11 protein-coding genes and 1 pseudogene are annotated in these 12999 nt (G+C 71.3%); 10 read left to right on the forward strand and 2 right to left on the reverse strand.

The window, feature by feature from the left end:
- Positions 1-133: 133 nt before the first annotated feature.
- The 3 genes from ACFV0Q_RS27550 to ACFV0Q_RS27560 all read left to right on the forward strand — a co-directional run bounded on the left by ACFV0Q_RS27550 (position 134) and on the right by ACFV0Q_RS27560 (position 3053).
- Complete coding sequence (locus tag ACFV0Q_RS27550; RefSeq protein WP_385009060.1) at positions 134-748, forward strand: vitamin K epoxide reductase family protein; 615 nt, start codon at positions 134-136, stop codon at positions 746-748.
- Positions 749-792: 44 nt separating this feature from the next.
- Positions 793-2145 carry a replication-associated recombination protein A gene (locus ACFV0Q_RS27555; protein WP_385009061.1) on the forward strand — a complete coding sequence of 451 codons (1353 nt, stop codon included), beginning with the start codon at positions 793-795 and terminating at the stop codon, positions 2143-2145.
- A gap of 203 nt (positions 2146-2348) precedes the next feature.
- Entirely contained in the window at positions 2349-3053 is a 705-nt protein-coding gene (locus ACFV0Q_RS27560) for an HNH endonuclease family protein (RefSeq protein WP_385009062.1), read from the forward strand.
- On the opposite strand, the gene ACFV0Q_RS27565 is transcribed toward ACFV0Q_RS27560, so the two are convergent.
- Positions 3047-3994, reverse strand: coding sequence for a DUF2470 domain-containing protein (locus ACFV0Q_RS27565; RefSeq protein ID WP_385009063.1), 948 nt, complete (start codon positions 3992-3994; stop codon positions 3047-3049). The two genes, ACFV0Q_RS27560 and ACFV0Q_RS27565, sit on opposite strands and share 7 nt — an antisense overlap.
- Positions 3995-4049: 55 nt before the next feature.
- On the opposite strand from ACFV0Q_RS27565, the gene rpsD reads away from it, so the two are divergent.
- The gene (rpsD, locus tag ACFV0Q_RS27570) at positions 4050-4661 is read left to right on the forward strand and encodes a 30S ribosomal protein S4 (protein WP_008740451.1); all 612 of its coding nucleotides are present in this window, start codon (positions 4050-4052) and stop codon (positions 4659-4661) included.
- A gap of 17 nt (positions 4662-4678) precedes the next feature.
- Here the strand turns inward: rpsD and ACFV0Q_RS27575 are convergent, their stop codons facing one another.
- Positions 4679-6844: an ATP-binding protein gene (locus ACFV0Q_RS27575; protein ID WP_385009064.1), complete on the reverse strand. Its 2166-nt coding sequence runs from the start codon at positions 6842-6844 to the stop codon at positions 4679-4681.
- Positions 6845-6992: 148 nt separating this feature from the next.
- On the opposite strand from ACFV0Q_RS27575, the gene ACFV0Q_RS27580 reads away from it, so the two are divergent.
- The 6 genes and pseudogenes from ACFV0Q_RS27580 to ACFV0Q_RS27605 form a co-directional block, all read left to right on the forward strand.
- A complete protein-coding gene (locus ACFV0Q_RS27580) occupies positions 6993-7421 on the forward strand; it encodes a DUF948 domain-containing protein (RefSeq protein WP_385009065.1) in 429 nt (142 codons plus the stop codon).
- A gap of 8 nt (positions 7422-7429) precedes the next feature.
- A complete protein-coding gene (locus tag ACFV0Q_RS27585) occupies positions 7430-7783 on the forward strand; it encodes a DUF6167 family protein (RefSeq protein WP_385009066.1) in 354 nt (117 codons plus the stop codon).
- Positions 7783-10452, forward strand: coding sequence for an alanine--tRNA ligase (alaS, locus tag ACFV0Q_RS27590; protein WP_385009067.1), 2670 nt, complete (start codon positions 7783-7785; stop codon positions 10450-10452). Before ACFV0Q_RS27585 ends, alaS begins: the two co-directional genes overlap by 1 nt.
- A 2-nt stretch (positions 10453-10454) precedes the next feature.
- Positions 10455-10925 carry a Holliday junction resolvase RuvX gene (gene ruvX, locus ACFV0Q_RS27595; RefSeq protein WP_073920293.1) on the forward strand — a complete coding sequence of 157 codons (471 nt, stop codon included), beginning with the start codon at positions 10455-10457 and terminating at the stop codon, positions 10923-10925.
- Positions 10926-11051: 126 nt separating this feature from the next.
- Entirely contained in the window at positions 11052-12797 is a 1746-nt protein-coding gene (mltG, locus tag ACFV0Q_RS27600) for an endolytic transglycosylase MltG (protein WP_385009068.1), read from the forward strand.
- 6 nt (positions 12798-12803) lie between these two features.
- Positions 12804-12999 (forward strand): annotated as a pseudogene (locus ACFV0Q_RS27605) (shikimate dehydrogenase); the annotation flags it as partial.

Here is a 12999-nt window from a genome sequence, read left to right on the forward strand (position 1 = left end):
GCGGGGACCCGTTCCCCGCTCCGCCCCACGTTCTCATCCCCCTCGCACTTATTTCCATCGAACGGACCTCGGGCGCCCCCGTACGGCACAATGGCCGGTGCTTGATGACCTTGGAGATGTGGAGCGGGCGGGTATGACGACAACCAGTGCCGGTGCGGATGCCGCTCCGCGAACCTTCGGCGGCAGCCGGGCGCTGGCCCTGCTGCTCGTGATCACCGGGGCCGCGGGACTGCTGGCCGCGTGGGTGATCACCATCGACAAGTTCAAGCTGCTGGAGGACCCGAACTTCACGCCGGGCTGCAGCCTGAACCCGATCGTCTCCTGCGGCAACATCATGAAGAGCGACCAGGCGGCCGCCTTCGGCTTCCCGAACCCGATGCTGGGGCTGGTCGCCTACGGGATCGTGATCTGCGTCGGCATGAGCATGCTGGCCGGGGCCCGCTTCGGCCGCTGGTACTGGCTGACGCTGAACGCCGGCACCCTCTTCGGCGTCGGATTCTGCGCCTGGCTGATGTACCAGTCGCTGTACAACATCAACTCCCTGTGCCTGTGGTGCTGCCTGGCCTGGGTCGCGACGATCATCATGTTCTGGTACGTGACCTCCCACAACGTCCGCGAGGGCCTGCTGCCCGCCCCCGGCTGGCTGCGGAGCTTCTTCGACGAGTTCACGTGGGTGCTGCCCGTCCTGCACATCGGGATCATCGGGATGCTGATCCTGACCCGCTGGTGGGACTTCTGGACCTCCTGAGCCGCCCGGGCCGGAGTGTCGGTGGCCTCGCATAGGCTTCCGGTGTGGAACCAGACCTCTTCACCGCAGCCGCCGAGGACCGCCAGGAGAAGGACCCCTCGGCCTCCCCGCTCGCCGTCCGGATGCGCCCGCGCACCCTGGACGAGGTGGTAGGCCAGCAGCACCTGCTGAAGCCGGGCTCGCCGCTGCGGCGGCTGGTGGGGGAGGGCGCCGGGGGACCGGCCGGAGCCTCGTCGGTGATCCTCTGGGGGCCGCCGGGCATCGGCAAGACCACCCTGGCCTACGTGGTCAGCCAGGCGACGCAGAAGCGGTTCGTCGAACTGTCGGCGATCACGGCGGGCGTCAAGGAGGTCCGGGCCGTCATCGAGGGCGCCAAGCGCGCCGCCGGCGGGTACGGCAAGGACACCGTCCTCTTCCTCGACGAGATCCACCGCTTCAGCAAGGCGCAGCAGGACTCGCTCCTGCCGGCCGTGGAGAACCGCTGGGTCACCCTGATCGCGGCGACCACGGAGAACCCGTACTTCTCGATCATCTCCCCGCTGCTGTCGCGCTCGCTGCTGCTCACGCTGGAGCCGCTGACGGACGCGGACCTCAGCGCGCTGATGCGGCGCGCGCTCACCGAGGAGCGGGGCCTCGGCGGCGCCGTCACCCTGCCCGCCGACGCCGAGGCGCACCTGCTGCGGATCGCCGGGGGCGACGCCCGCCGGGCCCTGACCGCGCTGGAGGCGGGGGCCGGATCGGCCATCGCCAAGGGCGAGGACGAGATCACCCTCCGGACGGTGGAGGAGGCGGTCGACCGCGCGGCGGTCACGTACGACCGGGACGGCGACCAGCACTACGACGTGGCGAGCGCGCTGATCAAGTCGATCCGCGGCTCGGACGTGGACGCGGCGCTGCACTACCTGGCCCGGATGATCGAGGCGGGGGAGGACCCGCGGTTCATCGCGCGGCGCCTGATGATCTCCGCGAGCGAGGACATCGGCCTGGCGGACCCGACGGCCCTGCCGCTCGCGGTGGCCGCCGCCCAGGCGGTGGCGATGATCGGCTTCCCGGAGGCCGCGCTGACGCTGTCGCACGCCACGATCGCGCTGGCGCTGGCCCCGAAGTCGAACACCGCCACGACCGCGATCGGCGCGGCGCTGGCCGACGTACGGGCCGGGCTGGCGGGTTCGGTCCCGGCGCACCTGCGGGACGGGCACTACAAGGGCGCGGCGAAGCTGGGGCATGCCGTGGGATACGTGTACCCGCATGACGTGCCCGGCGCGATTGCCGCGCAGCAGTACGCGCCGGACGGGATCCACGGCAAGCGGTACTACGAGCCGACGCGGTACGGGGCGGAAGCCCGCTACGCGGACGTGGTGGAGAAGGTCCGCGAGCGCCTCCGCGGCGGGTCCTGAGCGCGCGGCGCCGCTGCGGGGTCTCCGCCCCCGGACCCCCGCGCCCCAAACGCCGGCGAGGCTGGATTTTGCCGGTCAGCGCCGGATGCTTCAGCCTCGCCGGCGTTCGAGGCGGGAACGGTGGAAGGGCGGGGAGGGGCAAGCCCCGCGCAGCGGAGTCGTGTCGGCGGGATGCCCGAGGGGGCGGGGCCTAGGCTCCGGGTATGGGATCTCGGGCCGGGCTCATCGTCGTCGCGGCCGGGCTGCTGGTCACCGGGTGCCATCACGGAGACGCCGGAGAGGCGCGCGCCGCCGCCCTCGTGGGGCGGGTGCCGTTGGCGAGCCCGGGGTTTCCGCCCAGCGCGGCCACCGCCAGGACGGAGCTCGCCGGGCTGAAGGTCGAGTGGGGCAAGAACTGGCAGACGTACGAGCGGGAGAACTTCGGCCGGTACTGGTCGGACGACACCGACGGCGTCGGCGGGCGCAACGGGTGCGACACCCGGGACGACGTCCTGCGCCGGGACCTGAGCGAGCTGCGCGAGGGGGACCGCAACCCCTGCGTGGTGGTGTCCGGGGTGCTGCACGACCCGTACACCGGCAAGGAGCTCCCCTACACCTACCGCCGCGCCTCGCAGATCCAGACGGACCACGTCGTGGCGCTCGGCGCCGCCTGGCGCGGCGGCGCGTACGCGTGGACTCCTCAGCGCAGGCTGGAGTACGCCAACGACCTGGACGTCCTGCTCGCCGTGGACAAGCAGACGAACCACGACAAGAGCAGCAAGACCGCCGACAAGTGGCGGCCGCCGCGCCAGGCGTACTGGTGCGAGTACGGTCGCCGCTACACCGGCATCAAGGCCAAGTACGGCCTCTCGGTCACCCCGCCGGAGAAGACGGCCCTCCAGGAGCTGCTGGCCACCTGCCCTCAGTGAGCGGCGGCCGCGAACAGGTGGTGCACCGCCCGGCGCAGGCCGCAGATGTCCGCGACCGGCTCCGGGAAGTCGAAGCGGGCGTCGAAGAAGGAGGAGGAGGCGGCGGCGGAGGCGCCGCGGCCGGCCCCGCCGATGAACCGCACCCGCAGCCCGAGCCGGTCCAGCGCGAGCGGGACGGCCACGAGGTCCGCCGCGGCCCGGGGCCCCAGCAGCCCGCACAGGTCGGCGACGCGTTCGGCGTGGGCGGCGTGCAGGTGCTGGAGCAGCTCCGCCTCGTGGGCGGCCATCGGGTCCGGCTCGGCGCCCGCCAGCTCCTCCGGGTCCACGCGCTCGGCGCCCCAGAGGTCGTCCACCGAGATCTCGCCGACCTCCAGGCGGAGCATCATCCAGGCGGGGCGCGGGGAACGCGGGGCGTCGTCGGGCAGGTCAGGGGCCTCGGCCAGCCCCAGCAGCTCACCCACCGGCTGCCGCTCGGCGAGCAGCGCGGCGCAGCCGGCCCGGTCCGCTCCGCGCACCGGCGTCAGCCACCCGGCCAGCCAGGCGCGGCCGCGTATACGATGGGGCACGGACACCGGCGCCACATCCGTGATCTCGATCACGGCGGTGAGGTCGTCGTCCTGGGCGTGAGCGGCAGCCCTGGCAGCCGCGGATTCCCCGGAAACAAGGAGAATCACGTCCCCGTCCGGGGTGACGGTCCGTGCGACCGGCGCCCCTTTCCCGAGCTCGTCGGGCTCGTGCGTGTCACGAGCACCCGGCAGGGTGAGGGATACTGAGGCGTTGGACTCTACGAGGGTTCGTACGCGTTCGGCTCCGGTGAGCTGCCGAACGCCTTCCCTGGGACGCGGCTGACCTTGCTTATCGTCGCCGAAAGCAGATCCTGTTTCGTTTGGATCTGAACTTCGGTGCGCACTGGGCAGGGGGATCCCATGTGGTCGAGACATTACGTCCTCCTCGCTAAGGTAAGCCTCACCTAACTTACATGGAGGTAGGTTCCACGTGAACCAGAAGCGACCCAAGGTCAAGAAGTCGCGTGCCCTCGGCATTGCGCTGACCCCGAAGGCCGTCAAGTACTTCGAGGCCCGCCCCTACCCGCCGGGCGAGCACGGCCGTGGCCGCAAGCAGAACTCGGACTACAAGGTTCGTCTGCTGGAGAAGCAGCGTCTGCGCGCTCAGTACGACATCTCTGAGCGTCAGATGGCCCGCGCGTACGACCGCGCCAAGAAGGCCGAAGGCAAGACGGGCGAGGCGCTTGTCGTCGAGCTCGAGCGTCGCCTCGACGCCCTGGTTCTGCGTTCGGGCATCGCCCGCACCATCTACCAGGCCCGCCAGATGGTCGTTCACGGCCACATCGAGGTCAACGGCGACAAGGTCGACAAGCCGTCGTTCCGTGTCCGCCCGGACGACGTCATCACGGTGCGCGAGCGCAGCCGCGAGAAGGTTCCGTTCCAGGTTGCCCGTGAGGGTGGCTACGCAGGCGAGGGCGAGACCCCCCGTTACCTGCAGGTCAACCTGAAGGCCCTGGCCTTCCGCCTGGACCGCGACCCGAACCGCAAGGAAATCCCGGTCATCTGCGACGAGCAGCTCGTCGTCGAGTACTACGCCCGCTGATCCAGCGGCCGTAGCCCTCACAGGCTGGTATCGGCCCGCCGTCCCCTCCGGGGGGCGGCGGGCTTCCGCGTTCCCGCCCGCTCCGCGCCGTCGCCCGGGCCCGCGCCCGTCTCCGCCCGCAGCACCAGCGCCGCCGGCGTCAGCTGCCGGCCCTCGGCCGCGTGCGCCGCGTACCGCTCCGGGCCCAGCAGCTCGCCCGCCCGTTCCCGGCACATCAGCCGGGGCGCGTTGAAGTACCCCGACCCGAACAGGCGCAGGCCGACCCCCTCCCACATCGGCTCCGCCGCGCCCTGCAGCACCGCCGCCTCCTCCGCGGCGCCCTCGGCGACCGTGACCAGGGCCAGCAGCTCCACCGACAGCACCAGCCCGACCAGGTCGCGGAAGGCGTGGTTGACGCTCACGCACTCGGTCAGCAGCCGCCGCGCCTCGGCCGTGCCCCCCGCGTCCAGGGCCGCGTACGCCAGCACGTAGAGGGCGTACGTCTTCGTCCAGCGCTCCCCGCGCTCCTCGCAGATGTCCCGGACCTCCTCGCACAGCACGACCGCCCCCGCCAGGTCCCCCTGGAAGGCCAGCGCCATCGCCAGCTCCACCTGGCACATCAGCACGTTGCTGTTCAGCTCGCCCGTCTCCCGGTACCGCTCCAGCGCGGCCCCCAGCAGCTCGGCGGCCCGGGCCATGTCGTCGGAGACCAGCGCCAGGCAGCCCAGCCGGTGCACCGCGTACGCCGCCGCCACCCGGTTGCCCGTCCGCTCGGCGCCGGCCCGGCACTCGTGCAGCGCGCCCATGGAGGCCACCGCGTCCCCCTGGAGCGCGGCGACGTAGCCGAGCACCCACAGCGCCTTCAGCCGCGAGCCCTCGTACTCCTCCTCCACCGCTCCGCAGTCCAGAGCGCGCCCCAGCCAGTGCCGGCCCTCGGTCAGCCGTCCGCAGCCCGCCCAGTAGAACCAGAGGGTGCCCGCCAGGTACTGGCCCAGGTGCGGTTCCTCCGGCTCGTCCAGGCAGCACTCCAGCGCGAGCCGCAGGTTCGCCAGCTCCGTCTCCACCAGCGCGGCCACCTCCTGCTGGCGCGGGCTGAACCAGTCCAGCTCGCACCAGGTGGCCAGCCCCACGTACCAGTCCCGGTGCCGCCGCCGCAGCCGGTCGGCGTCCCCCAGCGACTCCAGCCAGCCCGCCCCGTAGATCCGTACGGTCTCCAGCATCCGGTACCGCACCAGGCCGGCCGGTGTGTCCTCGCGGGCCAGCAGGGACTGGGCGAGGAGCTCCCCGATCAGGTCGAGCACCCCGTCCGCCGGCAGGTCGGGGCCCCCGCACACGTATTCGGCGGCGTCCAGGTCGAACTGCCCGGCGAACACCGAGAGCCGGGCCCACAGCAGCCGCTCCGCGGGGGTGCACAGCTCGTGGCTCCACCCGATCGCCGTCCGCAGCGCCCGGTGCCGGGGCAGCGCCCCGCGCGTCCCGCCGGTCAGCAGCGCGAAGCGGTCCTCCAGCCGGGCCAGCACCTGCTCCGGGGACAGCGCCCGCAGCCGGCCGGCCGCCAGCTCCAGGGCCAACGGGATCCCGTCGAGCCGCACGCACAGCTCCGTCAGCGCCGGGCGGTTCGCCGCCGTCACCGCGAAGTCCGGGTCCGCGGCCGACGCCCGGGCGGCCAGCAGGGCCAGGGCCTGCGGCGGGGCCAGCGGGGCCAGCGGGAAGACCGCCTCCCCGTCCAGGCCGAGCGGGCGGCGGCCCGCCGCGAGCACCCGCAGGCCGGGGGAGCGGCGCAGCAGTTCCCGTACCAGCTCGGCGGTCTCCTCCACCAGCTGCTCGAAGCCGTCCAGGACCAGCAGCAGCCGCCGCCCCGCGAGGTGTCCGGCCAGGACGGTCCGGGGCGGCCGGGTGGTGTGGTCGGTCAGCCCGAGGGCCTCGGCCAGCGTGAACTCCAGCAGCGCCGGATCGCGTACGGAGGACAGCTCGGCCAGCCATATCCCGTCGAAGTAGCGTTCCTGCGCTCCGTCGGCGGCGGCCCGGGCGGCGGCGAGGGCCAGCCGGGACTTCCCCGCGCCGCCCACCCCGGTCACCGTCACCAGCCGGGAGGAGTCCAGCAGCCGCTCCACCCCGGCGAGTTCGTCACCCCGCCCGACGAAGGCGCTCAGCTCCGAGGGAAGATTGCCGGACGTCCCTTGTCGAAGGGGTCTCTGTCGCATGGGACACGGAGGGTACTGCTCCGGACGCGCTGCGTACAAGGCGGGGCCGCCGGGCCCCGTATTCCGGTACTGCGGCGGATCTCCGGCGCGATAGGGTCGGAGGACGACTTTCCTCCGTAGGTTTCGCAGATTCAGGGAGCGGTGCAACGTGTCCGGTGGAGAGGTGGCCGGGATCCTCGTGGCCGTCTTCTGGGCCATCCTGGTCTCCTTCCTCGCCGTGGTGCTGGTGAGGCTCGCCCAGGTGCTCAGGGCGACGACCAAGCTGGTCGCCGACGTGACCGAGCAGGCCGTCCCGCTGCTCGCGGACGCCTCGACCACCGTCCGCTCCGCGCGCACCCAGCTCGACCGGGTCGACGCCATCGCGAGCGACGTCCAGGAGGTCACCTCCAACGCCTCCGCGCTGTCCTCCACCGTGGCCTCCACCTTCGGCGGCCCGCTGGTCAAGATCGCGGCCTTCGGCTACGGCGTCCGCAAGGCGCTGGGCAAGGCGGAGAACGTGCCGCAGAAGACATCCCGGCGTAGCGTGATCGTCGGCCGTACCGTGCCGGCGGCCCGGCGCCGGAAGCAGAAGGGCTGAGACCGCCGATGTTCCGCCGAGCCTTCTGGTTCACCGCCGGCGCAGCCGCCGGCGTGTGGGCCACCACCAAGGTCAACCGGCAGCTGAAGAAGCTGACGCCGGAGAGCCTCGCCGCCCAGGCCGCCGACAAGGCCGTGGAGGCGGGCCACCGCCTCAAGGACTTCGCCCTCGACGTCAAGGCGGGAATGACGCAGCGCGAGGACGAGCTGAACGACGCACTGGGACTCACCCAGGACCCCGATGGGCCGGACAACGTCACCGCCCTCCCCGGGCAGCGGCGGCTGCGGGCCATCGAGTACCACCAGCACGACCAGACCACCCACCGATCGAAATTTTCGTACAACCGGAATGAGGACCACTGATGGAGTCGGCTGAAATCCGCCGCCGCTGGCTGAGCTTCTTCGAGGAGCGCGGTCACGCCGTTGTCCCTTCGGCGTCGCTCATCGCGGACGACCCGACTCTGCTGCTGGTCAACGCGGGCATGGTCCCCTTCAAGCCGTACTTCCTCGGCGAGACCAAGCCCCCGGCCCCCCGCGCCACGAGCGTGCAGAAGTGCGTCCGTACCCCGGACATCGAAGAGGTCGGCAAGACCACCCGCCACGGCACGTTCTTCCAGATGTGCGGCAACTTCTCCTTCGGGGACTACTTCAAGGAAGGCGCCATCACGTACGCCTGGGAGCTGCTCACCAGCTCCGTGGCGGACGGCGGCTACGGCCTTGAGCCCGAGAAGCTCTGGATCACCGTCTACCTCGACGACGACGAGGCCGAGCAGATCTGGCGCGAGAAGATCGGCGTCCCCGCCGAGCGCATCCAGCGTCTGGGCAAGAAGGACAACTTCTGGTCCATGGGCGTTCCCGGCCCCTGCGGCCCGTGCTCCGAGATCAACTACGACCGCGGTCCGGAGTTCGGCGTCGAGGGCGGCCCGGCCGTCAACGACGAGCGCTACGTGGAGATCTGGAACCTGGTCTTCATGCAGTTCGAGCGCGGCGCCGGCGACGGGAAGGAAGACTTCCCGATCCTCGGCGACCTGCCGTCGAAGAACATCGACACCGGTCTCGGCCTCGAACGTCTCGCGATGATCCTGCAGGGCGTGCAGAACATGTACGAGACCGACACCCTGCGCGTGGTCATGGACAAGGCCACCGAGCTGACCGGCGTGCAGTACGGCGCCGCCCAGGGTACCGACGTCTCGATGCGTGTGGTCGCCGACCACATCCGCACCTCCGTCATGCTCATCGGCGACGGCGTCACCCCCGGCAACGAGGGCCGCGGCTACGTGCTGCGCCGCATCATGCGCCGCGCCATCCGCAACATGCGCCTCATGGGTGCCACCGGCCCGGTCGTCCAGGACCTGGTCGACGTCGTGATCAACACGATGGGGCAGCAGTACCCGGAGCTCGTCACCGACCGCAAGCGCATCGAGACCGTCGCGCTCGCCGAGGAGGCCGCCTTCCTCAAGGCCGTCAAGGGCGGCACGAACATCCTCGACACCGCCGTGACCGAGACCAAGGCCGCCGGCGGCACGGTCCTCTCCGGCGACAAGGCGTTCCTGCTCCACGACACCTGGGGCTTCCCGATCGACCTCACCCTGGAGATGGCCGCCGAGCAGGGCCTCTCCGTGGACGAGCCCGGCTTCCGCCGCCTGATGCAGGAGCAGCGCGACCGCGCCAAGGCCGACGCCAAGGCCAAGAAGACCGGCCACGCGGACATGTCCGCCTACCGGGAGATCGCCGACGGCTCCGGCGCCACCGAGTTCACCGGCTACGCCACCACCCAGGGCGAGTCCACCATCGTCGGCCTCCTGGTCAACGGCGTCTCCGCGCCCGCCGCCTCCGAGGGCGACGACGTCGAGGTCGTCCTCGACCGCACCCCCTTCTACGCCGAGGGCGGCGGCCAGCTCGCCGACCAGGGCCGCATCAAGCTCGACTCCGGCGCCGTCATCGTCGTCCGCGACGTCCAGCAGCCGGTCCCCGGTGTCTCCGTGCACAAGGGTTCCGTCCAGGTCGGCGAGGTGACGGTGGGCGCCTCCGCGTACGCCGCCATCGACATCAACCGCCGCCGGGCCATCGCCCGCGCCCACTCGGCCACGCACCTGACCCACCAGGCGCTGCGCGACGCGCTCGGCCCGACGGCCGCCCAGGCCGGTTCCGAGAACTCGCCGGGCCGCTTCCGCTTCGACTTCGGCTCCCCGAACGCCGTCCCCGGCACGGTCCTCACCGACGTCGAGCAGAAGATCAACGACGTGCTCTCCCGCGAGCTCGACGTCACCGCCGAGATCATGAGCATCGACGAGGCGAAGAAGCAGGGCGCCATCGCCGAGTTCGGCGAGAAGTACGGCGAGCGCGTGCGCGTCGTGACCATCGGCGACTTCTCCAAGGAGCTGTGCGGCGGTACCCACGTCGCCAACACCGCCCAGCTGGGTCTGGTGAAGCTGCTCGGCGAGTCCTCCATCGGCTCCGGCGTGCGCCGCGTCGAGGCCCTGGTGGGCGTGGACGCGTACAACTTCCTCGCCAAGGAGCACACGGTCGTCGCCCAGCTCCAGGAGCTGGTCAAGGGCCGTCCGGAGGAGCTGCCGGAGAAGATCGCCTCCATGCTCGGCAAGCTGAAGGACGCCGAGAAGGAGATCGAGAAGTTCCGCGCGGAGAAGGTCCTCCAGGCCGCCGCCGGCCTCGCCGCGAACGCCCAGGACATCCACGGCGTCGCGCTCGTCGTCGGCACCGTCCCGGACGGCACCGGCGCCGACGACCTGCGCAAGCTGGTCCTCGACGTGCGCGGGCGCATCCAGGGCGACCGTCCGGCCGTCGTGGCCCTCTTCACCACGGCGAACGACCGCCCGCTGACCGTCATCGCCACCAACGAGGCGGCCCGCGAGCGCGGCCTCAAGGCCGGTGACCTGGTCCGTACCGCCGCCAAGACCCTCGGTGGCGGCGGTGGCGGCAAGCCGGACGTGGCCCAGGGCGGCGGCCAGAACCCGGCCGCCATCCCGGAGGCCATCAGCGCCGTCGAGCGCCTCGTCGTCGAGACGGCCTGACGATGACGCTGCGCCGCGGCCGCAGGCTGGCCATCGACGTCGGAGACGCCCGGATCGGGGTCGCCTCGTGCGACCCCGACGGGGTGCTCGCCACACCGGTGGAAACCGTCCCGGGCCGGGATATTCCGTTCGCCCACCGGCGGCTGCGGCAGCTCGTCGAGGAGTACGAGCCCCTCGAAGTCGTGGTCGGCCTCCCCCGCTCGCTCAGCGGGCGGGAGGGGCCGGCCGCGGCCAAGGTGCGCGTCTTCGCGAACGAACTCGCGAAGGGCATCAAGCCGGTGACGGTCCGTCTGGTGGACGAGCGGATGACCACGGTCACCGCCGCCCAGGGGCTGCGGGCCTCGGGACGGAACGCCAAGAAGGGCCGCTCGGTGATCGACCAGGCGGCCGCCGTGGTGATCCTTCAGAACGCTCTTGAGACCGAACGGGTATCAGGTAATCCGCCCGGTGAGTGCGTCGAAGTGGTTGTCTGATCGCGATACGGTAACGTTCCGCGCGATGTGGCGGCATTCGAACAGCCGTCGCCCACCACTTCAGAGGCGGAACCGGGTGCCGCGGCAACGAAGCCGCTGCCTCCGTCTCGCGGCTCTAGGGGACCGATGACTGAGTATGGCCGGGGCCGCGCCCCCGAACCCTGGCACCCGGAGGACCCGCTCTACGGGGACCAGGGCTGGACCGGACAGGCGACCCAGCAGGGGCAGGCGCCCTACGCAGGCGGCCAGCAGCCGTATCCGCAGGAGCCGCAGTACCAGGAATCGCAGTACCAGGAGCGGCAGTACCAGCAGTACCCCCAGCAGTACCCGGAGCAGCAGCAGTACCCCCAGCAGCAGTACGTGCCGCAGGAGCAGCAGCACCAGCAGCTCCACCAGCAGCCCCAGCCCCAGCCGGCGTACGACGGCCAGGGCTGGGACACCGGGCAGCACCAGGTCCCGTACCAGGGCCAGCTGCAGGATCAGGCCCAGCTCCAGGATCAGTACCCGGCCGGGCCCGCGCCCGTCGATCCGTACGCCGGTGCGGACCCGTACGCCCAGCCCGTCGCCGTGGGGTACCCCGGCGAGGCCCCCGACCTGTACGCCACCCCCGAGGCCTTCCCGCCGCCGCAGCCCCCCGGCCGCCGTCGGCCGGCTCCGGACCCGGCCGAAGAGGTGCTGCCGGAGGAGGCCGAGGAGTCCCTCCTCGCCGACGACGAAGAGCCCCCCGGCCGCAGCGGCCGCCGTGCGGGCCGCGGCAAGGGCGGCAAGAGCGGCAAGCCCAAGCGCAGCGGCGCGGCCTGCCTGGTCGCGGCCCTCGTCATCGTCGCCGTCGTCGGCGGTGGCGGCTACTACGGCTACTCGTACATCAAGGAGCGCTTCGGCGCCACGGAGGACTTCGCGGGCTCCGGCTCGGAGGAGTCGGTCGACATCGAGATCCCCAAGGGGGCGGGTCTCGGCCAGATGGGCCGCATCCTCAAGGAGGCCGGGGTCGTCGCGAGTGCCCAGGCCTTCGTGGACGCGGCCAACGCCAACCCCAAGGGCAAGTCCATCCAGCCCGGCGTCTACACGCTGAAGAAGAAGATGTCGGGCGCGGCGGCCGTCGCCGTGATGATCGACCCCAGCAAGCTCAACGTCATCACCGTCACCGAGGGCATGCGCAACACCAAGGTGTACGACGCGATCGACAAGAAGCTGGGCAAGCCGTCCGGCACCACCAAGGACATCGCCCTGCGGGAGGCCAAGAACCTCGGCCTGCCGGCCTGGGCGGGCAACGACCCGAAGCTGATCGACCCGCTGGAAGGCTTCCTCTACCCGACGCGCTACGACCTCGGCAAGGACAGCACCCCCGAGTCCCTGCTCAAGGAAATGGTCAAGAACGCGACCGCCAAGTACACGGAGCTGGGCGTCGAGGGCAAGGCCAAGGAACTGGGCCTGGACAACCCGCTCCAGGTGGTCACGGTCGCCAGCCTCGTCAACGCCGAGGGCAAGAACCACGACGACTTCCGGAAGATGGCCGAGGTGGTCTACAACCGCCTCAAGAAGACCAACGACGTCACGAACCAGAAGCTCCAGTTCGACTCGACGTACAACTACGTCAAGAACCAGAGCGAGATCAACTTCAACCTGAAGGAAGCCCAGGCCTTCAACCACCCGTACAACACGCACTTCGTCAAGGGACTGCCCCCGGGTCCCATCGGGAACCCCGGTCTGGACGCGCTGACCGCTACGCTCAACCCGGACCACGGCGGCTGGATGTTCTTCGTGTCGGTCGACGGCAACACGACGACCTTCACCAAGACCTACGAGGAGCACCAGAAGCTCGCCGACGAGTTCCTGGAACGGCAGAAGCAGAAGAAGACGAACGGCGGGTAGCAGGACATGTCACGGATACGGGCCGCGGTGCTGGGTTCGCCCATCGAGCACTCCCTCTCGCCGGTGCTGCACCGCGCCGCCTACCGGGAGCTCGGCCTCGACGACTGGTCCTACGACCGGTTCGAGATCGACGAGGCCGCGCTCCCCGGGTTCGTGGCCGGGCTCGGGCCCGAGTGGGCCGGGCTCTCGCTGACCATGCCGC

The organism is Streptomyces sp. NPDC059564, from assembly GCF_042735575.1.
In the GTDB taxonomy this organism is placed as follows: Bacteria; Actinomycetota; Actinomycetes; order Streptomycetales; family Streptomycetaceae; genus Streptomyces.